The 23,609-nt window shown below is 63.3% G+C and carries 28 protein-coding genes and 1 other RNA gene; 22 read left to right on the top strand and 7 right to left on the bottom strand.

Annotation, left to right across the window (positions count from 1 at the left end; translation table 11 throughout):
* Positions 1 to 64: 64 nt before the first annotated feature.
* Together gap and tkt are read right to left on the bottom strand one after the other, a co-directional pair.
* Positions 65 to 1,066: a type I glyceraldehyde-3-phosphate dehydrogenase gene (gene gap / locus AKG11_RS27095; protein ID WP_023514642.1), complete on the bottom strand. Its 1,002-nt coding sequence runs from the start codon at positions 1,064 to 1,066 to the stop codon at positions 65 to 67.
* 65 nt (positions 1,067 to 1,131) lie between these two features.
* A complete protein-coding gene (tkt, locus tag AKG11_RS27090; RefSeq protein WP_023514643.1) occupies positions 1,132 to 3,114 on the bottom strand; it encodes a transketolase in 1,983 nt (660 codons plus the stop codon).
* Positions 3,115 to 3,443: 329 nt separating this feature from the next.
* Between tkt and AKG11_RS27085 the strand changes: the two genes are divergently transcribed.
* From AKG11_RS27085 to ssrS, 3 genes are all read left to right on the top strand, one after another.
* Positions 3,444 to 3,716, top strand: a complete 273-nt coding sequence (locus AKG11_RS27085; RefSeq protein WP_037408596.1) for a DUF4164 domain-containing protein — start codon at positions 3,444 to 3,446, stop codon at positions 3,714 to 3,716.
* 18 nt (positions 3,717 to 3,734) lie between these two features.
* Positions 3,735 to 4,106 (top strand): cell division protein ZapA, encoded by a 372-nt coding sequence (locus AKG11_RS27080; protein WP_023514645.1) that lies wholly within the window; start codon positions 3,735 to 3,737, stop codon positions 4,104 to 4,106.
* A gap of 51 nt (positions 4,107 to 4,157) precedes the next feature.
* Positions 4,158 to 4,316, top strand: a non-coding RNA gene (ssrS, locus tag AKG11_RS33815) — 6S RNA.
* Positions 4,317 to 4,319: 3 nt separating this feature from the next.
* Here the strand turns inward: ssrS and AKG11_RS27075 are convergent.
* Together AKG11_RS27075 and tal are read right to left on the bottom strand one after the other, a co-directional pair.
* Entirely contained in the window at positions 4,320 to 4,721 is a 402-nt protein-coding gene (locus AKG11_RS27075; RefSeq protein WP_050746154.1) for a hypothetical protein, read from the bottom strand.
* 150 nt (positions 4,722 to 4,871) lie between these two features.
* Positions 4,872 to 5,834, bottom strand: a complete 963-nt coding sequence (tal, locus tag AKG11_RS27070) for a transaldolase (RefSeq protein ID WP_023512196.1) — start codon at positions 5,832 to 5,834, stop codon at positions 4,872 to 4,874.
* Between the two features lie 289 nt (positions 5,835 to 6,123).
* Here tal and AKG11_RS27065 point away from each other — a divergent pair, with 289 nt between their 5' ends.
* Complete coding sequence (locus tag AKG11_RS27065) at positions 6,124 to 7,110, top strand: sugar-binding transcriptional regulator (RefSeq protein WP_023512195.1); 987 nt, start codon at positions 6,124 to 6,126, stop codon at positions 7,108 to 7,110.
* Between the two features lie 53 nt (positions 7,111 to 7,163).
* On the opposite strand, the gene AKG11_RS27060 is transcribed toward AKG11_RS27065, so the two are convergent.
* Positions 7,164 to 7,385 (bottom strand): helix-turn-helix domain-containing protein, encoded by a 222-nt coding sequence (locus AKG11_RS27060; RefSeq protein WP_023512194.1) that lies wholly within the window; start codon positions 7,383 to 7,385, stop codon positions 7,164 to 7,166.
* A 193-nt stretch (positions 7,386 to 7,578) separates the two neighbouring features.
* Here AKG11_RS27060 and AKG11_RS35180 point away from each other — a divergent pair, with 193 nt between their 5' ends.
* On the top strand, positions 7,579 to 8,163 hold the full coding sequence (locus AKG11_RS35180) for a 5-formyltetrahydrofolate cyclo-ligase (RefSeq protein ID WP_050746153.1): 585 nt from the start codon (positions 7,579 to 7,581) through the stop codon (positions 8,161 to 8,163).
* A 9-nt stretch (positions 8,164 to 8,172) separates the two neighbouring features.
* On the top strand, positions 8,173 to 8,997 hold the full coding sequence (locus AKG11_RS35175; protein WP_050746152.1) for a TIGR00282 family metallophosphoesterase: 825 nt from the start codon (positions 8,173 to 8,175) through the stop codon (positions 8,995 to 8,997).
* 20 nt (positions 8,998 to 9,017) lie between these two features.
* Here the strand turns inward: AKG11_RS35175 and AKG11_RS27045 are convergent, their stop codons facing one another.
* The gene (locus tag AKG11_RS27045; RefSeq protein WP_050746151.1) at positions 9,018 to 9,554 is read right to left on the bottom strand and encodes a pyridoxamine 5'-phosphate oxidase family protein; all 537 of its coding nucleotides are present in this window, start codon (positions 9,552 to 9,554) and stop codon (positions 9,018 to 9,020) included.
* A gap of 165 nt (positions 9,555 to 9,719) precedes the next feature.
* Here AKG11_RS27045 and AKG11_RS27040 point away from each other — a divergent pair, with 165 nt between their 5' ends.
* The 3 genes from AKG11_RS27040 (at position 9,720) to AKG11_RS27030 (ending at position 11,982) form a co-directional block, all read left to right on the top strand.
* Positions 9,720 to 10,556: an MBL fold metallo-hydrolase gene (locus AKG11_RS27040; protein ID WP_050746150.1), complete on the top strand. Its 837-nt coding sequence runs from the start codon at positions 9,720 to 9,722 to the stop codon at positions 10,554 to 10,556.
* A 15-nt stretch (positions 10,557 to 10,571) separates the two neighbouring features.
* The gene (locus AKG11_RS27035) at positions 10,572 to 11,066 is read left to right on the top strand and encodes a hypothetical protein (protein WP_023512189.1); all 495 of its coding nucleotides are present in this window, start codon (positions 10,572 to 10,574) and stop codon (positions 11,064 to 11,066) included.
* Positions 11,067 to 11,235: 169 nt separating this feature from the next.
* Positions 11,236 to 11,982: a YebC/PmpR family DNA-binding transcriptional regulator gene (locus AKG11_RS27030; RefSeq protein WP_023512188.1), complete on the top strand. Its 747-nt coding sequence runs from the start codon at positions 11,236 to 11,238 to the stop codon at positions 11,980 to 11,982.
* 178 nt (positions 11,983 to 12,160) lie between these two features.
* Here AKG11_RS27030 and AKG11_RS27025 read toward each other — a convergent pair whose 3' ends face one another.
* Positions 12,161 to 13,162: an LLM class flavin-dependent oxidoreductase gene (locus AKG11_RS27025; RefSeq protein ID WP_023512187.1), complete on the bottom strand. Its 1,002-nt coding sequence runs from the start codon at positions 13,160 to 13,162 to the stop codon at positions 12,161 to 12,163.
* 171 nt (positions 13,163 to 13,333) lie between these two features.
* On the opposite strand from AKG11_RS27025, the gene ruvC reads away from it, so the two are divergent.
* The 13 genes from ruvC (at position 13,334) to ybgF (ending at position 23,593) form a co-directional block, all read left to right on the top strand.
* Positions 13,334 to 13,846 carry a crossover junction endodeoxyribonuclease RuvC gene (ruvC, locus tag AKG11_RS27020; protein WP_050746149.1) on the top strand — a complete coding sequence of 171 codons (513 nt, stop codon included), beginning with the start codon at positions 13,334 to 13,336 and terminating at the stop codon, positions 13,844 to 13,846.
* 55 nt (positions 13,847 to 13,901) lie between these two features.
* Positions 13,902 to 14,162, top strand: coding sequence for an AbrB/MazE/SpoVT family DNA-binding domain-containing protein (locus tag AKG11_RS27015; RefSeq protein ID WP_023512185.1), 261 nt, complete (start codon positions 13,902 to 13,904; stop codon positions 14,160 to 14,162).
* On the top strand, positions 14,143 to 14,559 hold the full coding sequence (locus tag AKG11_RS27010; protein WP_050746148.1) for a type II toxin-antitoxin system VapC family toxin: 417 nt from the start codon (positions 14,143 to 14,145) through the stop codon (positions 14,557 to 14,559). Before AKG11_RS27015 ends, AKG11_RS27010 begins: the two co-directional genes overlap by 20 nt.
* Before the next feature lie 11 nt (positions 14,560 to 14,570).
* Positions 14,571 to 15,188 carry a Holliday junction branch migration protein RuvA gene (ruvA, locus tag AKG11_RS27005; RefSeq protein WP_050746147.1) on the top strand — a complete coding sequence of 206 codons (618 nt, stop codon included), beginning with the start codon at positions 14,571 to 14,573 and terminating at the stop codon, positions 15,186 to 15,188.
* 40 nt (positions 15,189 to 15,228) lie between these two features.
* Positions 15,229 to 16,269: a Holliday junction branch migration DNA helicase RuvB gene (ruvB, locus tag AKG11_RS27000; protein WP_023512182.1), complete on the top strand. Its 1,041-nt coding sequence runs from the start codon at positions 15,229 to 15,231 to the stop codon at positions 16,267 to 16,269.
* Positions 16,270 to 17,172: a metallophosphoesterase gene (locus tag AKG11_RS26995; protein WP_050746146.1), complete on the top strand. Its 903-nt coding sequence runs from the start codon at positions 16,270 to 16,272 to the stop codon at positions 17,170 to 17,172.
* Between the two features lie 46 nt (positions 17,173 to 17,218).
* Positions 17,219 to 17,695 (top strand): tol-pal system-associated acyl-CoA thioesterase, encoded by a 477-nt coding sequence (gene ybgC / locus AKG11_RS26990; protein ID WP_023512180.1) that lies wholly within the window; start codon positions 17,219 to 17,221, stop codon positions 17,693 to 17,695.
* Between the two features lie 310 nt (positions 17,696 to 18,005).
* Positions 18,006 to 18,722 (top strand): protein TolQ, encoded by a 717-nt coding sequence (gene tolQ, locus AKG11_RS26985; RefSeq protein WP_023514593.1) that lies wholly within the window; start codon positions 18,006 to 18,008, stop codon positions 18,720 to 18,722.
* A gap of 29 nt (positions 18,723 to 18,751) precedes the next feature.
* Positions 18,752 to 19,204, top strand: coding sequence for a protein TolR (gene tolR, locus AKG11_RS26980; protein ID WP_023514592.1), 453 nt, complete (start codon positions 18,752 to 18,754; stop codon positions 19,202 to 19,204).
* A 9-nt stretch (positions 19,205 to 19,213) separates the two neighbouring features.
* A complete protein-coding gene (locus tag AKG11_RS26975) occupies positions 19,214 to 20,326 on the top strand; it encodes a cell envelope integrity TolA family protein (protein ID WP_023514591.1) in 1,113 nt (370 codons plus the stop codon).
* Between the two features lie 21 nt (positions 20,327 to 20,347).
* Positions 20,348 to 21,652, top strand: a complete 1,305-nt coding sequence (tolB, locus tag AKG11_RS26970; RefSeq protein WP_023514590.1) for a Tol-Pal system beta propeller repeat protein TolB — start codon at positions 20,348 to 20,350, stop codon at positions 21,650 to 21,652.
* A 239-nt stretch (positions 21,653 to 21,891) separates the two neighbouring features.
* Positions 21,892 to 22,428 carry a peptidoglycan-associated lipoprotein Pal gene (gene pal / locus AKG11_RS26965; RefSeq protein WP_023515469.1) on the top strand — a complete coding sequence of 179 codons (537 nt, stop codon included), beginning with the start codon at positions 21,892 to 21,894 and terminating at the stop codon, positions 22,426 to 22,428.
* 151 nt (positions 22,429 to 22,579) lie between these two features.
* Positions 22,580 to 23,593: a tol-pal system protein YbgF gene (ybgF, locus tag AKG11_RS26960; protein ID WP_050746145.1), complete on the top strand. Its 1,014-nt coding sequence runs from the start codon at positions 22,580 to 22,582 to the stop codon at positions 23,591 to 23,593.
* Positions 23,594 to 23,609 lie beyond the last annotated feature (16 nt).

Below are 23,609 nucleotides of genomic sequence, written 5' to 3'. Positions count from 1 at the left end.
AAGTCTGGTGTCTGGTCATGAAAAAACACCCGGGCATCGCTGCCCGGGTGTTTTGCGTTTCTGCTTAGATCAGCTTGCCGAGGGCAACGGCCGTGTCGGACATGCGGTTCGAGAAGCCCCACTCGTTGTCGTACCAGGACAGGATACGCACGAGGTTGCCGTCGAGGACCTTGGTCTGGTCGGCAGCGAAGTTCGAGGAATGGCTGTCGTGGTTGAAGTCGATCGAGACGAGGGGGCCGGTGACGTAGTCGAGGATGCCCTTCAGTTCGCCTTCGGCGGCGGCCTTGATGGCGGCGTTGACTTCGTCAGCCGTGACGTTGCGCGACGGCACGAACTTCAGGTCGACGACCGAGACGTTCGGGGTCGGTACGCGGATCGCCGAGCCGTCGAGCTTGCCGGCGAGCTGCGGCAGAACGAGGCCGACGGCCTTGGCGGCACCCGTCGAGGTCGGGATCATGGACAGGGCTGCGGCGCGGGCGCGGTACAGGTCCTTGTGCATGGTGTCGAGCGTCGGCTGGTCACCCGTGTAGGAGTGGATCGTCGTCATGTAGCCCTTCTCGATGCCGAAGGCCTTGTCGAGAATATAGGCGACGGGCGCCAGGCAGTTCGTCGTGCAGGACGCGTTCGAGATGACGAGGTCGTCTTTCGTCAGCGTGTTGTGGTTGACGCCGTAGACGATCGTCTTGTCGGCATTGTCGCACGGTGCGGAGACGATGACGCGCTTGGAGCCGTTGGCGAGATGCGCGCCGGCCTTTTCCTTCGTCGTGAACAGGCCGGTGCATTCCAGCGCGATATCGACGTCGCCCCAGGGCAGTTCCTTCGGATCGCGGATCGCGGTGACGCGGATCGGGCCGCGGCCGACGTCGATCGTGTCGCCGGAAACGGTAACGGTACCCGGGAACTTGCCGTGCACGGAATCGTAACGAACGAGATGCGCGTTGGTCTCGACCGGGCCGAGGTCGTTGACGGCAACGACTTCGATGTCGGTGCGGCCGGATTCGACGATTGCGCGCAGAACGTTGCGGCCGATGCGGCCAAAGCCGTTGATGGCAACTTTCACAGTCATGTGGGGTCTCTCCCTATCAATAAACGTTTGGCGGGGGAGGGCGCGACAGCTCGCGCCCTACGCACTCAGGCGAGCTTGGCTTCCGCGGCGGCGACAACGGCCTCCGGCGTGATGCCGAAGTGCTTGTAAAGGTCCTTGTAGGGACCGGATGCGCCGAAGGAGGACATGCCGACGAAGAGGCCGTCCGAACCGATGAAGTGATCCCAGCCCTGGCGGATGCCGGCCTCGATGGCGATCTTGACCGGCGAATTGCCGATGACCGCCTGCTGGTAGGCTTCCGGCTGCTCGGCGAAGAGCTCGAAGCAGGGAACCGAGACGACGCGGGTCGAAACGCCCTTGGCCGACAGCGCCTGCTGCGCCTTGACCGCGATCTCGATTTCCGAACCGGAGGCAAAGAGCGTCACCTGGGCATCGCTGGCCGAGACGAGATCATAGGCGCCGCGGGCGCAGAGGTTTTCTTCCTCGTACTCCAGACGGACCGGCATCAGGTTCTGGCGGGTCAGCGCGATGGCGGACGGGCGGTTGTGGCTTTCGAGGGCAAGCTGCCAGCACTCGGCCGTTTCCGTGGCATCGGCCGGGCGGAAGACGAGCAGGTTCGGGATGGCGCGCAGGGCCGCCATATGCTCGACCGGCTGGTGCGTCGGGCCGTCTTCGCCAAGGCCGATGGAATCGTGCGTCAGGACGTGGATGACGCGGATGCCCATCAGGGCGGCAAGGCGGATCGAGGGACGGCAGTAGTCCGAGAAGATCAGGAAGCCGCCGGAATACGGGATGAGGCCGCCATGCAGCGCCATGCCGTTCATGGCTGCCGCCATGCCGTGCTCGCGCACACCGTAGTGGATGTAGCGGCCGGAGAAGTCTGTCGGGGTGATCGACTTGGTCTGGCTCGTCTTGGTGTTGTTCGAGCCGGTGAGGTCGGCCGAGCCGCCGATCGTTTCGTTGAGAACGCCGTTGATGACCTCGAGCGCGTCTTCCGAAGCCTTTCGGGTCGCCGGGTTCGGCTTGGTTTCGGCAAGCTTCTTCTTGTAGGCGGAGATGGCCGAATCCAGGCTGCTCTCGAGATCGCCGGCAAAGCGGCGGACGAACTGCGCCTTCTTCTCGGCGTCCGTCTTTTCGAGGCGCGCGTCCCATTCCTTGTGGGTCTTGGCAGAGCGAAGGCCGGCAAGGCGCCAGGCGTCAAGCACGTCGGAAGGAACGACGAAGGCTTCCGATTCCCAGTTCAGTGCCTTGCGGGCGGCGGCGATTTCGTCCGCGCCGAGCGGCGAACCGTGCACCTTGTGCGTACCGGCCTTGTTCGGGGCGCCGAAGCCGATCGTCGTCTTGCAGGCGAGCATGGTCGGCTTGTCGGATTTCTGAGCCACTTCGATCGCCGCGGCGATCGCATCCGGATCATGACCGTCGACAGCGATCGTGTTCCAGCCGCTGGCGCGGAAGCGGGCGTGCTGGTCGGTCGAGTCGGCGATCGAGATCGGGCCGTCGATGGAGATGTTGTTGTCGTCCCAGAACACGATCAGCTTGTTCAGCTTCAGGTGGCCGGCGAGCGAGATTGCTTCCTGGCTGATCCCCTCCATGAGGCAGCCGTCACCTGCGAGAACGTAGGTATAGTGTTCGATGAGGTCGGAGCCGAATTCGTCGCGCAGCTTGCGCTCGGCAAGCGCCATGCCGACGGCATTGGCGATGCCCTGGCCGAGCGGACCGGTGGTCGTCTCGATGCCGGCGGCATGGCCGTATTCCGGGTGGCCGGCCGTCTTGGCGCCGAGCTGGCGGAAATTCTTGATCTCGTCGATCGTGATGTCCTCGTAGCCCGTCAAATAAAGCAGCGAGTAGAGGAGCATCGAGCCGTGGCCGGCCGACAGCACGAAACGGTCGCGGTTCGGCCAGGACGGGGTCTTCGGATCGAAGGAGAGAAAGCGGGTGAAAAGAACCGTTGCGATGTCTGCTGCGCCCATAGGCAGGCCGGGGTGACCCGAGTTCGCCTTTTCCACGGCATCCATGGAAAGGAAGCGAATTGCGTTCGCCATCCGGTCGTGTTTTTCGCGAGAGATCATGACTGTTCCGTATTCTTCGGGGTGTCAGGGCCGGTGCCGTTTCCGGCATCGGTTAGGAAGCGGGTGACACATAGCAGGTAAGCCGTCGGAGTCAACGAATTCGGCGGTTTTTCCGGCCTTTGCGGGGGGATTCCGGCGGCTTTTTTGCCGCGGCAACGGGGCTGTATCGGGCACCTTGCGCAACCCGCCGCGATGCTGATCCACAGCGGCTTTCCCGCCGCGATGGCCGTGCTGTTGACGCTCGTGCCCGCAGTTGAATACTGTCAATGGGAGAGAACCGGCGCTGGCGGCGGCGATTCGTGTTTTTTGAGAGTGCCGGTGAAGGCTTTATGACGAACGGGGAAACAGTCAGAGCGGCGATCGAGGAGCTTCGCAGAGCGATACTCAGCCTCGACAATGCGCTCGACATGCGCTTCGACCGCGAACGCGACCATGGAGAGGTCGAAGGCGAGGTGCGGCGTGTCAATGCCGATCGCTCGCGGCTCGCCCAGGAGCTCGACCAGTCCGAATTCCGTGCAAACCGCCTGGAGGAGGTCAACCGCGAGGTCTCCCGGCGGCTCGTCACGGCCATGGAAACCATCCGGGCCGTGCTCGATCGATAATCAGTCAGGAAATCCCGCATGGCACAGGTAACCGTACAGATCGATGGCAAGGCCTATCGCATGGCCTGCGAAGAGGGCCAGGAGGCGCATCTCGAAGAGCTCGCCTCCGGCTTCGATCAGTATGTCGGGCACCTGAAGAGCCAGTTCGGCGAGATCGGCGACCTGCGCCTGACCGTCATGGCCGGTATCATGGTCATGGACGAGCTCAACGACGTCAAGCGCCGGCTGAGCAAGCTGGAGGCGGAGACGGAGGACCTGCGCAAGGGGCGAGAAGGCGTGATGAGCGAGGTCTCGCGCAGCGAAGACGCCATCGCCCAGGCGCTCGGCGAACTGACGAGCCAGATCCAGGGCATGGCGGCCAAACTCTCAGGCAAGCCGCCGGTCAACTGAACCTAAACAATTGCCACTGGCGAAGCGGCCGCTTTGCGCCTATATAGCGGAGGCGATCTGCGCTTCCCGACAGGAACCACAATCCCTGGGGCCATACTCGATCCAAAGGGAGCTGTCCCTGACCCGGCCCGTGGGCTTGGTCACACGGTGCCCACCTACGTTTGTAGGCACCCAGGATCGTAAATCTCCATCGGTCGTCGTGGATCGCACTTTCTAGATTTTCAAGCGTTCGATCCGCTTGAACAGACCGTTGATCGTGCGGTTTTCTCCGCGGATCGGCTCGATTTTCATCCTCATGAGAAGGTTGTCATCGGCATTGCGGCGGATGCGGATGTCGAAAGTCTTGCCGGAATAGGTTTTCCGCGTTCCCCGTTTCCAGAAGCCGGCGCCTCCCGCAGCGTCACGCCCGTCAGTCTCCGCGATTGCCGTCCAGTCGTTGTTGGCGATGATTTGCAGCGATGTGCCGGTCTGGCGAATGGTGATGCGGCAGCTCGGGCATTCGCCCGCATTCGAGGCGACCTGCTGCCATTCGCCATCGAAGGCGTCTTGCGCAGCCGCCGACGCGGCAAATCCCACCATGCAAAACAGGGCCGTCGCCGCCAGAAAACGCTTCATGCCAAAATCCTTTCGCCGTTTCACCTCGATGTAATCTAGGCGTGTGGCAGCGGCTCCGCGAGCCCGACCAGGACGTTTGTCGCTCTATGGTTAAGGCACAAAAAAGAAAGCCGCCCACTGGGCGGCTTTCGTGGTCTTGGAGCGAACAGCTTACGCCGCCGCCTTCAGTTCCTTGTCGATCATGGCGCGGAGGCTCCCGAGATCCTTGGCGAAGGCGCGGATGCCTTCGGAGAGCTTTTCGGTGGCCATGGCGTCTTCGTTCAGCATCCAGCGGAAGGCCTTTTCGTCGAGCTTGATCGGCGAAACCTTGGCGACCTTTTCCGGCGAGAGCTTGCGCTCCAGCGTGCCTTCGGCCGCATCGAGTTCCTCGAGCAGGGCCGGGCTGATCGTCAGGCGGTCGCAGCCGGCCAGGGCTTCGATCTCGCCGGTGTTGCGGAAGGAGGCGCCCATGACGATCGTGTCGATGCCGTTCGACTTGTAGTAGTCGTAGATGGCGCGGACCGAGAGCACGCCTGGATCTTCTTCCGCCGTGAAGGTCTTGCCCGAGGCTTTGACGTGCCAGTCGAGGATGCGGCCGACGAAGGGCGAGATGAGGAAGACGCCGGCATCGGCGCAGGCGATCGCCTGGGCCTTGTTGAAGAGCAGCGTCAGGTTGCAGTCGATACCGTCCTTCTGGAGGACTTCCGCGGCGCGGATGCCTTCCCAGGTGGAGGCGAGCTTGATGAGGATGCGGTCGCGGGCGATACCGCGTGCCTCGTAGGCCTTGATGATCTCGCGGCCTTTGGCGATGGAGGCTTCGGTGTCGAACGAGAGATCGGCGTCGACTTCCGTCGAGACGCGGCCGGGCACGAGTTCGGCAAGGGCTGCACCGACGGAGATGGCGAGACGATCGGCCACGGCCGAGACGACGCCCTCGCGGTTGCCGCCCTGCGACTGGCCCCAGCGGATGGCCTCCGCGACGGTGTCGGCAAACATGGGCGTGCCGAGCGCCTTCAGGACGATCGTGGGGTTGGTGGTGCAATCGACCGGCTTCAGGCGGCGGACGGCTTCGATGTCGCCGGTGTCTGCCACGACGGTCGTCATCGCGCGGAGTTGTTCAAGCTTGGACGTCATATCCGATATCCCGAATGGTTGTTGCTGGGCCGCGTTCGGCTCGAACGCCAGGCCCTCCTCCATGTTCCCTGTGAAAGCGCGCCCGGCAACTGTGCTTCCTGTTTCAGTCACCGCGCGGGCTGGCACAACCAATCTGCCGACGGAGTGCCGCCAGCCGATATGAGGCGGACTATCATCGTTTCCTCGGGAAAAAGTCAAGCACTTTTGATCAATCTTCTGAACATATGTCGCATTTTTCGTTTCCCGTGTTATGGTGCGCCCAAACATTGCAGACAAGGATGGAGGCGACGTGGCAAGGCTCCGGCGCGACACACACACGGCCTATTCGGAATCGGCGGCACTGCGCCTCCGGGCGGCCTGGCTCTACTACAACCAGGGCCTCACCCAGAAGGATGTGGCGGAAAAGATCGGCGTCAGCCGCACCACGGTCATCCGCATGCTGGATGAAGCGCTGAAGCGCTCGGAGGTGCAGATCTGGATCAACGAGGGTGTTGCCGATTGCGTCGAGCTCGCCGTGCGGCTGGAGAAGGCCTATGGGCTCGACGAGGCGGTGGTGGTGCCGGCGGCCGACAGCGCGGAGGCGACGGCCAAGGGCGTCGGTCTTGCGCTCGGCCAGTTCCTGACGGAGGCGATTCCGGATGATTGCACCGTCGGCGTCGGCTGGGGGCGCACGCTCACCGCCTCGCTCGCCAGTTTTCGCCCGGTGCGGCGGGAGCGGGTGAAGGTCGTCTCGCTGCTCGGCGGCGTCGTCGAGGCGCACCACATCAACCCGATCGAATATACTTGGCGGCTTGCCAGCCAGCTCGGGGCGGAATGCTACCTGTTCCTGGCGCCGCTGCTCGTTGATTCGCGGGAAACCAAGCGCAGCCTCATTGAGAAATGCGGCCTGAAGACGTTGTTCGAACTGGCGGAGAACATGGATATCGCGGTTGTCAGTTGCGGCGACATCGGCCCACGTTCCAGTTCGCTCTCGCGAGATTTCATTGCCCGGCACGAGCTGGAAGAGCTGATCGCGGCCGGCTGCGTCTGCGATACGATGTGCAATTTCCTCGATGCGGAGGGCCACACGATCGACCATCCGATCCGCCATCGGGTCATGTCGATCGATCTCGACACGGTGAAGAAAGCGCGCCACATCGTGCTCGTCTCGGGCGGGGCGCACCGCGCCCCGGCGATCCGTGCCACCATCCGCCGCGTCGGCTGCAACACGCTGATAACGGACGAGGGCGCGGCGCTTGCCATGCTGCGGCTGGCAGAGGCCTCGGCCGCTGCCTAGAGCATTTCCAGCCGAAGCGGGATCGGCTCGGCGTCGGACAACGCGGAAATGCTCTAGATCAGCCTGAGGCGGGCGGCACGGGTGATCGCGCCCGTGATGTTGCGGGCGCCGAGCTTTTCGATCGCGCTGTGCATGGCGTCCGTCACGCGCGCCATGGCGATGTCGGTTTCGAGCACGATATCGGCCGGCGTCCTGCCGTTGGCGGCAAGTTCGAGGCACCGCTTTTCGATTTCGGTCAGCTCGGGGAGGGGGGAAAGATCATTTTCCGAGGACATGCGCCCCGCTTAACCGCTGAAGCCTGCTGCCGAAAGCACAAGCTGTTCCAATGCTTAACGGGCCGGGGCGGTTTTTTACCTCTTTGTCCCGTTGCGGCACAGATTCTGCGACCTCCCGTCGTCGTAACGGGATGAGGATTTGCCTTCCGGCGCTGCTAGCTGATAAGCCACGGCAGCACGGCTGGAGACGACAGTGACACCCAAGGAACAGAAGGCGGCGATCCGCAACGAGCGACTGGCGCTGCGCGATGGAATGGCGCCCGAAGCGCGTATCGAAGGCAGTCTCGCCATGGTGGAGCTTGCGGGCGACCGTATCGAATTTGAACCCGGCACGGTCATCTCGGGCTTCTGGCCGATCCGCTCGGAGGCCGATATCCGGCCGCTGATGGCACATCTTCGCACGCGCGGGGCACGGCTTTGCCTACCCGTCGTGCTCGACCGGGAGACGATCATCTTCCGGGAGCTGGTCGTCGGGGCGCCGGTCATCAAGACCGGATTCGGTACGATCGGGCCGGGGCCGGAGGCGGCGGCACTGGATCCCGATATCCTTCTCGTGCCGCTCTCCGCCTTCGATCGGGCAGGCCACCGCATCGGCTATGGCGCCGGCCACTACGACCGGGCCATTGATCGCCTCAAGGCAAAAGGCCGTGTGCCGAGACTGATCGGCATTGCTTTCGATTGCCAGGAAGTGGCATCAGTACCCGCGGAGCCGCATGACGTCGCGCTGGACGCGATCCTCACCGAAAGCGGCCTTCGTTTGTTCCAACAGGTTTCGTAAGGTTCTTCGATGCGTTTTCTCTTTCTCGGCGACATGGTGGGCAAGACCGGGCGGACGGCCGTCTGGCAGCGCCTGCCGGAGCTGATCAGCGATCTCAAGCTGGATTTCGTGGTCGTCAACGGGGAGAACGCGGCGGGCGGCTTTGGCATCACGGAAGATATCTTCCTTGAGACGATCAACGCCGGCGCCGACGTCGTGACGACCGGCAACCACGTCTGGGACCAGAAGGAGGCAGTGACCTTCGCCAGCCGGCAAGACCAGTTCCTGCGCCCCGCCAACTACCCCGCCGGCACGCCCGGCCGCGGCGCGAACCTCTTCATCGCGCGGAACGGCGCGCGCGTGCTGGTCGCCAACATCATGGGCCGGGTCTTCATGCACCCCGAACTCGACGACCCCTTCACCGCGGGCGAGACGATCCTCGCCTCCTGCCCGCTCGGCGAGCAGGCCGATGCCGTGATCTTCGATTTCCATGCGGAGGCGACCAGCGAGAAGCAGTGCTTCGGCCACTTCGTCGATGGTCGTGCCAGCGTCGTCGTCGGTACGCACACCCATGTGCCGACCGCCGATTGCCAGATCCTCAATGGCGGCACCGGCTACATGTCGGATGCCGGCATGTGCGGCGACTACGATTCCTCCCTCGGCATGGAGAAGGAGGAGCCGCTCAACCGCTTCATCTCCAAAATGCCGAAAGGCCGCTTCGAGGCGGCGTCCGGCCCGGCGACCATCTGCGGCCTGGCGGTCGAGATTTCCGACCGCACCGGCCTTACCGAAAAGATCGCCCCGCTTCGCCTCGGCCCGCGCCTTGCCGAAACGCTGCCGGATTTCTGGGCCTGATCTCGAACGCCGGCCGAACCTCAGATCATGTGGCGCAGGTGATCGGCCGAGCCGTTTGAAAAGTTGAGATGCGCCTTCACGCCGACGTCGGGTTCCTCGTCGGGGTTGAAGTTGGCCTTGGCGATTTCCCAGCCGAATTTCAGCTTGCTGCCGGTCGAGGCCCAGACTTCCGCGTCCTCGACTTCCAGCGCCAGCAGGGTGAGTTTCGGATCGTTCTTGCCGTGGTCGAACCACGCCTCGACGACGGAACTCCAGTATTCGTCGATCTTGATGGGATCCTTGCGTACGGAAATCCGGCCTGCAAGGCAGGCATGGTAGTCGTGGTCCTTGCCGACGACGCAGAAATGGGCGCGCGTGCCGGGCGAAATGGCCTCGACGATCTCGGCGTCGGTCTTGGTGAAGAACCAGATCGTCGCGCTCTGGCGGTCGAGCTGCGGGGCCATCGGCTGCATGTGCATATGGCTGCCGTCGACGCCCAGCATGCCGGCATGGATCCTGTCGATCTCGTCGAAAAGCTGTTCCTTCGGGTTCTCGCGTGCCTTGGTGAGGTTGGACATGGCTGCTCCTCGCAATCGTTGGATTGATGGATGGAGAACGTGAGGCGGCGTGCAAGGTTCCGCGCGAGATGGCTCAACGGATTGTGATCGGCCGGCCGGCCGCACAATCTCGACCCGCCGGCCTCGCGGGCGCATAGTCGCGCCAACCAATGAACGGAGCCGCCGATGCCGCATCTCCTGCTCATTCCGTTGATCCTTGTCGCCGCCGCGGTTTTTGCCGCTCCGCGGGTATCATTCGCGCAGGCGGAAGCGCCGGTCAGCCAGTGCCAGATGATCGCGCGCTCGTTGCCCTCCGTCACCTTTGCCAGCTTTTCGGGCGGCGCGGCCCTCAAGGTGCAGGCCAAGGCGAACGAGGAGGTGCGCATCACCTATGTCGGCCACTCGACCTTCTTCATCGAGACGCCGGCCGGCGTGAAGATCGCGACGGACTACAACGGCTGGTACAAGCCGCCGGCGCTGCCGACCGTGGTCACGATGAACAAGGCCCATTCCAGCCACTACACGCTGACCCCGGAGCCGGGCATCGAATATGTGCTGCGCGGCTGGCTCGATGGTTCGGAAAAGGGGGCCGATCATGATGTCGTGGCGGGAGATACCTATATCCGCAATGTGCCGACCGATATCCGCGGCTGGGGCGGGGCGATGGAGCCGAACGGCAATTCCATCTTCATCTTCGAGGTGGCGGGCCTGTGCATCGGCCATCTCGGCCACCTGCACCACGAATTGACCGAGAAACAATATTCCGAAATCGGCCGTCTCGACGTGCTGATGGTGCCAGTCGATGGCGGGTTGACCATGGGGGCCGAGAGCATGAGCCGTGTCGTGCAGCGCCTGCGTTCGGCGCTGATCCTGCCGATGCATCGCCGTGGGCCGCCGATCAGCCAGTTCCTTTCCATGTTCGGCGAGGGCTTCGATGCCGTGACCGATGACGACGCGACGATCACGGTTTCGATCCGCAACTTGCCCAAGCGTCCGACGATTCATATTCTCTCCGGCGTCTGATGACCGGAGCTTTTCATGCGTTTCCTTCTTGCCGTGCCCGCCGTCCTGCTTTCTTCCGCTCTTGCCTTCGCAAGCAGCGCGCCGACGCCGGGTGGCCCCGGTGCGGAGTCCGGCCAGCCGCGGGAGATCGTCACCCCGCCGGTTGAAAAGCTTCCGACGCGCTCTTTCGGCGTCGCCGAAAGTTTTGTCATGCCCTCAGGCAATATCGGCTGCATCTACATTCCCGAGGGCGGCACGGAGACCTATCAGCCGGCCGATGGCGGTCCCGAACTCTCCTGCGACCGCGTGGAGCCGAAATATGTGCGCGCAACGCTTGGTCGAAGTGGCAAGGCGGTGGTGCTTACCAATGTAGGCGACCAGGGATGTTGCGGCGGCGACAGGACCATCGCCTATGGTGAAACATGGTCGGCCGGCCCCTTTACCTGCTATTCGGAGCGCACGGGGCTGACCTGCGAGCGCACGGATGGCCACTCCTTCCTGTTGAGCCGGGCACGTCTGCGTGCCGACTGATGCGGGCCACCGCTTTGTTTGCGGGACTGCTGGACGTGCGCCAGCAATGAAATTATAAGGCGGCATTCCGAAAATCGGGGCGGCAGGGCGACGCTTTACCGCGGCGACACGCCCCGCACACCGCCGGCGACCAAAGAAACGGGCGCCGAACAGATGAGACAGGGGTGCCATGGCTGGCCATTCACAGTTCAAGAATATCATGCACCGCAAGGGTCGGCAGGATGCCGTGCGGTCGAAAATGTTCTCCAAGCTTGCCCGTGAAATCACGGTCGCGGCAAAGACGGGTCTGCCTGACCCGTCGATGAACGCCCGCCTGCGCCTGGCGATCCAGAACGCCAAGGCGCAGTCCATGCCGAAGGACAATATCGAGCGCGCCGTCAAGAAGGCCTCCGGCGCGGATAGCGAGAACTACGAGGAAGTCCGCTACGAGGGTTACGGCCCGGGCGGCGTTGCCGTCATCGTCGAGGCGCTGACCGACAACCGCAACCGCACCGCTTCCTCCGTCCGTTCGACCTTTTCCAAGGCCGGCGGGGCGCTCGGCGAAACCGGTTCGGTCTCCTTCTCTTTCGACCGCGTCGGTGAGATCACCTACAAGCTCTCGGTCGGCGATGCCGACGCCGTCATGGAAGCTGCCATCGAGGCCGGAGCCGAGGATGTGACGACCGACGAGGACGGCCACACGATCATCTGCGGTTTCGAGGATATCGGCGACGTTTCCAAGGCGCTGGAAGACAAGCTCGGCGAAGCCGAGACGGTCAAGGCGATCTGGAAGGCCCAGAACACCGTGCCGGTCGATGAGGAAAAGGCGCAGTCGCTGATGAAGCTGATCGACACGCTGGAAGACGATGACGACGTGCAGAACGTCTATTCGAACTTCGAGGTTTCCGACGAAGTGATGGCCAAGCTTTCGGCCTGATCGACGACGCCAGTGAAAAAGGCCGGGCGCCGCAGGGGCCCGGCTTTTTGTTTGTCGGTAAACCTGCCCGCCCGCCTTTGTCACTCTCGGTTTTGGGCCGAGGAGCCATGATGCGGAAGAGACGGGGCGGATTTGCCGGCAGCCTGAAGGCCGGGGCGCTTCAAGGTGGCTTTTTCCGCTATGCCGCTTCCGCCAGCGCCTGTTGTGCCCGGGCAAACAGCCGCACGGAATTCAGCCGGGCCTCCATGTCATGGATCGGCATCGAGACGATCAGTTCGTCGGCCTTGGTGATCGACAGGAAGTCGGCGATGCGGCGCTTGATCTTTTCCGGTCCGCCGACGACGGCATATTGCAGCGTGTGCTCGACATTGATGCGCTCGTTCTCGCTCCAGTGCGGATCCATGTCGTCGACCGGTGCCGGGAAGGCGCCGGGCGTGCCGCGGCGCAGGCGCACGAAGGACTGCTGCATCGAGGTGAAGAGATAGTCCGCCTCCGCATCCGTATCGGCCGCAGCACCCATCACGCCCACCATGGCATGGGGTTTGTCCAAGTACTGCGAAGGCTCGAAGCGGTCGCGATAGATTTCCAGCGCCGTCAGCAGCATGTCCGGTGCGAAATGCGAGGCGAAGGCGAAGGGCAGGCCCAGCATGCCTGCGAGATGCGCCGAGTAGTGGCTGGAGCCAAGCAGCCAGACCGGCACGTTGCTTCCCGCACCAGGAATGGCGATGATCTTCTGCTCGGGGCTGACAGGCCCCATCAGCTGCATCAGTTCGACGACGTCCTGCGGGAAATTGTTGGCGGCGCTGTCGAGATTGCGGCGCAGCGCCTGCGCGGTGCGCATGTCGGTGCCCGGCGCGCGGCCGAGGCCGAGATCGATCCGGTCGGGAAAAAGCGCGGCAAGCGTGCCGAACTGCTCGGCGATGACGAGCGGTGAATGGTTCGGCAGCATGATGCCGCCGGAGCCGACGCGGATTTTCTCCGTGCCCGCCGCGACGTGCTGGATGACGAGCGAGGTGGCGGCGCTGGCAATGCCACGCATGCCGTGGTGTTCGGCGAGCCAGAAGCGCTTGTAACCGAGTGCCTCGGCTTCCTGCGCAAGGCGCCGGGAATTTTCGAGCGACTGGGCGACGGTGCCGCCTTCGATGACCGGGGAAAGATCGAGGATGGAGAAGGGCACCATGGCCGCGGCCTCTTTGTGAGCAGATTTGATTGTGCTCCCATGTAGGTTCAGTTTCGTGAAATCCAAGCGATGGGTTCGGGGTTTTCGCAGTGTCGCGTGGAATTGCCGCTCTGTTTTTGTTTTGTTCACATTTCGCTGGCAGGGTCCGCCCGTGGGCATTAGGGTTTCGTCATGCAGGAAACGATTCGCATCATCGGCATCGATCCGGGGCTTCGCCGCACCGGCTGGGGTGTCATCGAGACGCTCGGCAATTCGTTGTGCTTCGTCGCGTCCGGCACCGTCACCTCCGATGGAGACATGGATCTCGCCTCCCGCCTCTGCCAGTTGCACGACGGTCTCAGCGCGGTGGTGCACAGCTATCAGCCGCACGAGGCCGCCGTGGAGCAGACCTTCGTCAACAAGGACGCGACTGCGACGCTGAAGCTCGGCCAGGCGCGCGGCATCGCCATGCTCGTGCCGGCCCGCGCCGGCTTGCGCGTTGCCGAATATGCGCCGAATGCGGTGAAGAAGGCTGTCATCGGCGTCGGCCACGGCGAAAAGCAGCAGATCCACATGATGCTGAAGGTGCTGATGCCGAAAGCGACCTTCACCGGCAACGACGCTGCTGATGCCCTCGCCATCGCCATCTGCCACGCCCACAACCGCCAGGGCCTCTCCGGCCGCCTCGCCAAGCTCGCCGGCTGATTTGTTCTTGACTTGTTCCAGTTTGGCCAATAAGTAATACCGCAGAGGTATTACCATGCGCGTGACGGAAAAAGGCCAGGTGACGATCCCCAAGCCAATCCGTGATCGGCTCGCCATTGAGCCCGGTTCGGAGGTGGATTTCGTCGTGTCCGATGAGGGCGTAATGCTCGTCAAGGTGGGCGACGGCAAGCCGGACTTCGATGATTTCGATGCCTGGGCGGCCAGCGTTCAGGGAACGTGGAATCTGGATGGCATGACGCCGGACGAATATTTCGAATGGCTGCGAGGACCGCGTGATGACCTCGACCGTCGTTGATACCAACGTCCTTATCGACATGTTGGGGCCGGACCGGCCGCAGCGGCGCTGGTCCTTCGCCGCCCTGAAGCGATGCCTGGAGCAGGGGGAACTGGTTCTCAATCCTGTCGTATGGTCGGAGCTTGCGACCTCGTCGCTGAGTGAACTGGAACTGAATCTCGCCTTCGGCTGGCTGCGCATGCGGCGCGAGGCTTTATCCTATGAAGCGGCCTTCGCCGCCGGCAAGGCGCACTATGCCTATCGCCGGGCCGGCGGGCTGCGCGAGCGAACGCTTCCGGACTTTCTCGTCGGCGCCCATGCTGCGGCGCGTTCCCATCGCCTGCTCACCCGCGACGCCGCGCGCTATCGCAGCTATTTTCCCGCGCTCGACATCATCTCCCCCGAAACCCATCCCTGACGGATTCTTTCATGATCGGCAAACTCAAGGGCACAATCGACGAGATCGGCGAGGACTATGTGGTGCTCGACGTGCACGGCGTTGGTTACGTCGCTTTTTGTTCGGCACGTACGCTCGGCAAGCTCGGTTCAAGCGGCGAGGCGGCGGTGCTGTTCATCGAGACCTATGTGCGGGAAGACCAGCTCAAGCTGTTCGGCTTCCTGACGGCACTGGAGCGGGAATGGTTCCGGCTGTTGCAGAGCGTGCAGGGCGTCGGCTCCAAGGTGGCGCTGGCCGTGCTGTCGACACTGACACCGGGGGAACTGGCGAACGCCATCGCGCTTCAGGACAAGACGGCGGTGTCGCGCGCGCCGGGCGTCGGACCGAAGGTCGCGGTGCGCATCATGACGGAACTGCGCAACAAGGCGCCGGCCTTTGCCGGGGAGGCGTCCGCCTCGATCGGGCTCAAGCAGGAGCTGGGTGAAGGCGTGGCCTCCGCGCCGGTTTCCGATGCCGTCTCGGCGCTCACCAATCTCGGCTATTCGCGCGACCAGGCGGCCAACGCCGTCGCTGCGGCGCTGAAGATCGGCGGGGAGGGGGCCGACAGCGCCAAGCTCATCCGCCTCGGCCTCAAGGAGTTGTCGCGGTGACGTGGTTGCCTTCCGCCGTGGACAATGGGATTAGGGCGCGATGAGCGACGAGAACAGACTGCTTTCGCCGGAAAAGCGCGGCGAGGACATCGATACGGCCTTGCGGCCGCAGACGCTGGACGATTTCACCGGCCAGGCGGAGGCGCGGGCGAACCTCAAGATCTTCATCGAGGCGGCGAAGAACCGCGGCGAGGCGCTCGACCATGTGCTGTTCGTCGGCCCGCCCGGCCTCGGCAAGACGACACTAGCGCAGATCATGGCCAAGGAGCTCGGCGTCAATTTCCGCTCGACGTCCGGCCCCGTCATCGCGAAAGCCGGCGACCTTGCGGCGCTTTTGACCAACCTTGAAGAGCGCGACGTCCTCTTCATCGACGAAATCCACCGCCTCAACCCGGCCGTGGAGGAAATCCTCTATCCGGCCATGGAGGATTTTCAGCTCGACCTGATCATCGGCGAAGGCCCGGCGGCGCGTTCGGTGAAGATCGACCTGTCGAAGTTCACCCTGGTCGCTGCCACCACGCGCCTCGGCCTCCTGACGACGCCGCTGCGCGACCGGTTCGGCATTCCGGTACGGCTCAATTTTTATACGGCCGAGGAACTGGAACTGATCGTGCGCCGTGGTGCGCGGCTGATGGGCCTCGGTATGACGGACGAGGGTGCGCGCGAAATCGCCCGCCGGGCGCGGGGCACGCCGCGCATTGCCGGCCGCCTTCTGCGCCGCGTGCGCGATTTCGCCGAAGTGGCAAGGGCCGAGGCGGTGACGCAAAAGATTGCCGACGAGGCGCTGACGCGGCTTCTCGTCGACAATATGGGTCTCGACCAGCTCGACCGGCGCTATCTCTCGATGATCGCGCACAATTTCGGCGGCGGGCCTGTCGGCATCGAGACGATCGCAGCGGGGCTTTCCGAGCCGCGCGATGCGATCGAGGACATCATCGAGCCCTACATGATCCAGCAGGGTTTTATCCAGCGCACGCCGCGCGGCCGTGTTTTGACCGTAAATGCCTGGAAACATATGGGACTGACGCCACCGAAAGATCTGGAGGCGACGCAGTTCAGGCTGTTTTCCGAGGACGATTGAGTGATCACACGCCGCGGTTTGCTGAAGGCTTTTGGAGGCTTCATCGCCGCGGGCTTCGCCTCTTCGGCCTATGCGGTCGGCGTCGAGCCGATGCTGCGGCTGCGCACCACGACCTATCGGCTGACGCCGCCCGGCTGGCCTGAGGGTTTGAGGCTTAGGATAGCGGCGCTGGCGGATGTCCATGCCTGCAAGCCCTGGATGACGGCTAGCCGCATCAAGGCTATCTGCAAACGAGCGAATGCACTAGACGCCGACCTGATCGTCCTGCTCGGCGACTACGTCAGCGGTATGAATCTGGTGACGGACTATGTCCATTCAAGCGAATGGGCCGAGGCCATGTCCGGCCTCTCTGCGCCGCTCGGGGTTCACGCCATCCTCGGCAATCACGACTACTGGGAGGACCTTACCTTTCAGCGGAATCCGGTGATTGAGACATTTGGAGAAAAAGCGCTTAAGGCGGTTGGCATTCCTGTCTATGTCAATCAGGCCGTTCGGCTCGAAAAGGACGGCCACGTGTTCTGGCTGGCCGGACTTGGGGATCAATTGGCGCTTCGGCCGGGCACGGCTTTCGGGCGGCGAAGCTTCGTCGGCGTCCACGATCTGCCCGGTACGCTCGCCCAGGTGACCGATGATGCGCCAGTGATCCTTCTGGCGCATGAGCCCGATATTTTTCCGGATGTGCCGGATCGTGTGGCGGTGACGCTGTCGGGCCATACCCATGGCGGGCAGGTTCGCCTTCTTGGTTACTCGCCCGTGGTGCCGTCGCGATACGGCAACCGCTACGCCTATGGCCATGTCGTCGAGGGCGGGCGGCATCTTTGCGTTTCCGGCGGACTTGGCTGCTCGATTGCGCCGGTTCGTTTCGGTTCGCCGCCGGAAATCATGGTTGTCGAGCTCGGGTGAGCGCGAAAACCTTGCAATTGCGGGCGCTTTGCGGAAGAGAAGCGCCATGACGGATTACAATCACCATCTCTCGGGCGAGCTCACGCACGCCGGACACCGGCTTGCACAGCGGGTCTACTATGAGGACACGGATTTTTCCGGCGTCGTCTATCACGCCCGCTACCTGCATTTTCTGGAACGCGGGCGTACGGATTACCTCCGCCTGCTCGGTGTCGAACAGGGCAGCCTCATTCTGGAAGAGGACCGCGAGGGTCTGGTCTTTGTCGTGCACCGCATGGAGATCGACTTCAAGGCGCCGGCGCGCATGGACGACATCCTGACCATCCTCACCTCGACGGAAAAGGCCGGCGGGGCGAAGATGATCCTCAACCAGGAGATCCGTCGCGGCGAGCAGCTTCTGATCGCCGCCCGCGTCATCATCGCGGTCATCAATTCCGCGGGCCGGCCGCGGCGCCTGCCGGAGGGGCTTGCGGCGCGGTTCCTTGCGAAAGCGCAGGACGTGGCCGGGATACATCGGCAGTAACACTCCCTTAACCATAATGATGTCTTACTCGCTCCATGAGGATGGTTTTGTGCACTGCACGTCATCCTTTAACCAAAATTGCCGTGAAGAAGGCAGGTTGTAAGCGTTTGACCGGCATGGCGGCCGGCGGCATCAACCGGACATTCTTGACGGACATGCGGAGCGGGTGCGGATCTAATCCTCCTGGCAACGTCTTGTTTGTGAATGCCGATGCGAGATCCACCTCCCAGGAGACCGCGAAGGCGTGAATGTTACCCGGTTCGAGCCGCAAGGGCCCGTGCCGGGTGTTTGGATTCGGGGACATAGGTCTATGGAACAAGTGGGTTTGGAAGCGGCGCATAATGTGACCCTGTGGGGTCTCTTCATGCAGGCCGGGTTCGTCGTGAAGCTGGTCATGCTCGGCCTCATCGCCGCGTCCGTCTGGACCTGGGCCATCGTCGTCGACAAGACGGTGAGCTACGGAAAGGCGCGTCGCCAGCTCGACAGCTTCGAGCAGGTCTTCTGGTCCGGGCAGTCGCTGGAAGAGCTTTATCGTACGCTCTCCGACCGCCAGACGTCGGGCATGAGCGCCATCTTCGTCGCAGCGATGCGCGAATGGAAAAAGAGCTTCGAGCGCGGGGCGCGATCGCCGATCGGCCTGCAGATGCGTATCGACCGGGCCATGGACGTGACGTTGTCACGCGAATCCGAAACGCTGGAAGCGCGCCTCGGCTCGCTCGCCACCATCGGTTCGGCGGCACCCTTCGTCGGCCTCTTCGGTACGGTTGTCGGCATCATGACCTCGTTCCAGGCGATTGCCGGATCCAAGCAGACGAGCCTTGCGGTTGTGGCACCCGGCATCGCCGAAGCGCTTCTCGCCACCGCCATCGGCCTCCTTGCCGCAATTCCGGCGGTTATTGCCTACAACAAGTTCTCTGCCGATGCCGGCAAGCTGACGGCGCGCATGGAAGGGTTCGCGGACGAGTTCTCCGCCATCCTGTCGCGCCAGATCGATGAAAAGCTGCAGCCGCGCGCCGCGGCGCAGTGACCGGCCTTTAGAAAGACGGAGACGACCCCATGGGCATGTCAGTCGGAGCGAAAAATGCGGGCGGTGGCCGCCGCCGTCGCGGCGGAGGCAAGAAGGCCCCGATGAGCGAGATCAACGTGACGCCGTTCGTCGACGTCATGCTCGTGCTGCTCATCATCTTCATGGTGGCCGCGCCGCTGATGACTGTCGGCGTGCCGCTCGACCTGCCGAAGACGCAGGCCAAGGCCCTGAACGCCGATACGCAGCCGATCACCGTTTCCGTCAAGGCGGACGGCCAGGTCTACCTGCAGGAAACGCCGATCCCTGTCGACGAGATCGCCGCCAAGCTCCAGGCCGTAGCGACGACGGGCTATACCGAGCGCGTCTTCGTGCGGGGCGACGGCACGGCGCCGTACGGCGTCATCGCCGACGTGATGTCGCGCATCCAGGCGGGCGGATTCACCAATATCGGCCTCGTCACCGAGCAGAAACCGGACACGTGATCGCACGCCATGAAGGGCAGTCTCGCCACATCCGCCGTCATCCACTCCCTGGTTCTCACCTGGGCGCTGGTTTCGCTCGGCAGTCCTGAAAGTTTCGACGTCGCCAATGTCGAGGCGATGCCGGTCGATATCGTGTCGATCGAGGAGCTGACGCAGATCCAGCAGGGCGACAAGAAAGCCGAGCTGAAGGAAAAGGCCGCGCCTGTTCCGACCAAGAAGCAGACGCCGGTCGAGAATGCGGAAAACGCCGGCGAAAACGATGTCGACCTGAAGAACCTGCCGACGCCGGAGGAAAAGCCGCGCGATATCGAGACCGCTGCCGCGCCGGAAAAGGCCGAAAAGGTCGTGCAGACGCCGGACACCAAGCCTGTCGAGGACGTGAAGCAGGAAGAGACTGCCAGCGAGCCCTCGACCGAGGTCGCCGCGCTTCCCGAGACCAAGCAGGAGGTCAAGCCGGACCCGAAGCCCGAGGCGACGCCGTCCGAGGAAAAGCCAGCCGAAGTCGAGGACGCCGAGGCGCTGCCGGACAAGATCCCGCTTCCCGAAATGAAGCCGAAGGTCGAGACGAAGAAGACCGAGACCGCGGAAAAGCCGGCCGAGAAGAAGGTGGAGACGGCGAAGGCCGAGACCGCCAAGACGCCCGACCGCAAGAAGGACCAGAAGAAGAAGCAGGAAAAGGCGAGCTCGCTGAACGAAAGCGATTTCAACTCGGACGAGATCGCTGCGCTTCTCAACAAGGAAAAAGCGGCCGGCGGCGGCGCGAAACGCTCGCAGGAGCAGGCCGCGCTCGGCGGCAAGAAGACGACGAGCGGCACGAAACTGTCGCTGAGCGAAATGGACGCCCTGCGCGGCCAGATCCAGAACAACTGGTCGATCATTCCCGGCCTTGCCGACTCCGCCGACGTGCGCATCCAGGTCAAGATGCAGCTCGACCAGAACGGCGACATCATCGGCGAGCCGGAAGTGGTGGCGACGGGCGGTTCGGATTCCGCGCGCCGGGCGCTGGCCGGCGGTGCCCGCCGCGCCATCATGAAATCGCGGCCCTTCAAGGGCCTGCCACCAGAAAAATATGACGCCTGGAGCGAAGTCGTCGTGAACTTCGACCCCAGCCAGATGATGTAAGAACTAGGAAGGCCTAGATTTATGTTCAGACGCACTCTTCTCCGTTTGCTGGTCGTGCTGACCGGCCTTGCGGCCTCCCTGCCGCAGGCCTGGGCGCTCGTGGAAATCAACATCAACAAGGGCAATGTCGAGCCGTTGCCGATCGCCGTTACCGACTTCATCGCCGGCGGCGATCTCGGCCAGCGCATCACCGACGTGATCGCGGCGGACCTGAAGCGGTCCGGCCTCTTCGCGCCGGTCAACAAACAGGCCTTCATCGAGAAGATCGCCAACCCGGACCAGGCACCGCGCTTCGACGACTGGAAGGTCATCAATGCGCAGGCCCTCGTCACGGGCCGCGTGACGCAGGAAGGCGATGGCCGCCTGCGCGCCGAATTCCGTCTCTGGGACACCTTCGCCGGCAAGCAGATCACCGGCCAGCAGTTCTATACCCAGCCGGAAAACTGGCGCCGTGTGGCGCATATCATCGCCGATGCGATCTATGAGAGCCTGACAGGCGAAAAGGGCTACTTCGACACCCGCATCGTCTATGTCGCCGAAAGCGGCCCGAAGAACGCCCGCAAGCGCCAGCTCGCCATCATGGACCAGGACGGCTTCAACGCCCGGGCCCTTACCAATTCCAACGAGCTGGTCTTGACGCCGCGCTTCTCGCCGAGCCGCCAGGAAATCACCTACATGTCCTTCGAGGGCAACCAGCCGCGCGTCTACCTGCTCCAGCTGGAGACGGGACAGCGCGAAGTGGTCGGCAATTTCCCGGGCATGACCTTCTCGCCGCGCTTCTCGCCGGATGGCCAGAAGGTCATCATGAGCCTGCAGCAGGAAGGCAATGCCAACATCTATACGATGGACCTGCGCTCGCGCACGACGACGCGTCTCACCTCGACGGCGGCGATCGATACCGCACCCTCCTATTCGCCTGACGGCACGCAGATCGTGTTCGAAAGCGACCGGGGCGGCAGGCCGCAGCTCTATGTGATGGGGGCCGACGGCTCCAACCAGCGCCGCGTTTCGTTCGGTGACGGTTCCTACTCCACGCCGGTCTGGTCTCCGCGCGGCGATCTCATCGCCTTCACCAAGCAGTCGGGCGGCAAGTTCTCGATCGGCGTGATGAAGACGGATGGTTCGGGCGAGCGCATCCTGACATCGGGCTTCCACAATGAAGGCCCGACCTGGGCGCCGAACGGCCGCGTGCTGATGTTCTTCCGCCAGCCGGCCGGCGCTGGGGGCCCGCAGATCTATTCGATCGACCTTTCCGGCTACAACGAACAGGCCGTGCAGACCAAGGGCTTTGCTTCCGACCCGGCCTGGTCGCCGCTTCTGGAATAGCAACACATATGAGGCGGGCCTGCCGCGTTCTTGCCGCAAAGTCCTGTAAATCAGGCGGCAGCGAGACGCGGCAGGCCCGTCTCCATTTGATGCGCGGGGGCCGGGGACGGTCTTACAAGCAATCGTTAACCATAAACGTTGAACGCGGATTAACCGACCGCGGTTACAGTCTGGCAACCCTGATTGAAACCGACGCTTCAACGAACTTGACGCAAGAACTGATGCAAGGAGACCGGCTCATGAGCCGCATTCATTCCCCGGCCGCTGGCCGCATGCAGACCATCGCCCGCAATCCGGCAATGATCGCCCTGTTCATGAGCCTGGCACTTGCTGGCTGCGCTTCCAAGAAGAACATGCCGAACAATGCCGGTGACCTCGGCCTCAATGGCGGCGCTGGTGCCGCGACGCCGGGCTCGCAGCAGGACTTCACCGTCAATGTCGGCGACCGCATCTTCTTCGACACGGACTCGACTTCGATTCGTGCCGACGCCGCAGCGACGCTCGACCGTCAGGCCCAGTGGCTGCAGAAGTACCCGAACTACGGGATCACGGTCGAAGGCCATGCTGACGAACGCGGCACGCGTGAATACAACCTGGCGCTCGGCGCACGCCGTGCAGCTTCGACCCGCCAGTACCTCGCGTCGCGCGGTATCCCGGCAAACCGTATCAAGACGATCTCCTACGGCAAGGAAAAGCCGGTCGCCGTGTGCGACGATATTTCCTGCTGGTCGCAGAACCGCCGCGCCGTGACCGTTCTTGGTGGCGCCGGCATGTAATTCCTTCTTCGGAAGGATGCGGGAGAGGCGGCCGAGAGGCCGCCTTTCTTTTTTCAACACACTTTGGCCGAACTCCGTTGCTTTTTGGGAGTATTTGGAAAACTCTTCGGCAGCGCTTCGGCGTACAATGGGACCAACAGGACGAAGATAGATGAAGAAACTTGTCGCGGCAGGCGTTCTCAGTCTGGCAGCGGTAGCAGGCATGGTCGGGCCGATCAGCGCATCGCCGCTTTTCCCGCTTGCCAACGGTTTTCTGCCGGCAAAGAACGAACGGATGGAAACGGGTGAGGTTATCCTCGCGCAGGCCATGGATCCGCGCGTCGGGCAGCTCGAGGAACAGATCCGCAGCCTCAATGGCCGGATCGAGGAAATGAGCTACCAGCTCCTCCAGATGCAGGAGCAGATTCGCAAGGCGCAGGAAGACAACGAATATCGCTTCCAGGATCTCGAAAGCGGCAAGAGTGGCTCCGGCAAGAGCGGCGCCCTTGAAAAGCCGGTGAATGGCGGCACGGCCGACCAGCAGATCGCCTCGAACAGGGTGCCGGCGGATGATCCCGCCGGAACCGACACGCGGAGCCAGACCGCGGGCAACCAGAACACGGGCGGTGGCGCGCAGCCGCAGGAACTGGGGTCCATCCGTTTCGACGAGAACGGCAACCCGATCGGTGCCGAGACCAATCCGGACCTCAACAACCAGAGCGCCTCGATCGGCAACGACAACACGCTGCCGGGCGTCGAGGACGGCCTGCCGCAGGCCTCGCAGTCGTCGTCCGCCTCGCTCGACAATCCCGACGACCTCTACCAGGTGGCTTACGGCCATGTGCTTTCCGGCGACTACCAGCTCGCCGAACGCGAATTCCGCGACTATCTCGACATCTTCCCGAAAGGCGAGAAGGCGGCCGACGCCAATTTCTGGCTGGGCGAGGCGCAATATTCGCAAGGCAATTTCAACGACGCCGCCAAGACTTTCCTCAACGCGCACCAGACGTTCAGCAAGTCGAAGAAGGCGCCGGAAATGCTGCTGAAGCTCGGCATGTCGCTTGCCGCGCTCGACAACCGTGAAACCGCCTGCGCCACGCTGCGCGAGGTGAACAAGCGTTATCCCGACGCTTCCAAGGCCGTGAAGACCAAGGTCTCCTCCGAACAGAGCCGCCTGTCCTGCTGACTGCGGACGGAAGAAA

It is taken from the genome of Shinella sp. SUS2, from assembly GCF_001262505.1.
In the GTDB taxonomy this organism is placed as follows: domain Bacteria; phylum Pseudomonadota; class Alphaproteobacteria; order Rhizobiales; family Rhizobiaceae; genus Shinella.
Note: the sequence above shows the minus strand (reverse complement) of the source record. Positions and strands in the feature narration are given on the sequence as shown.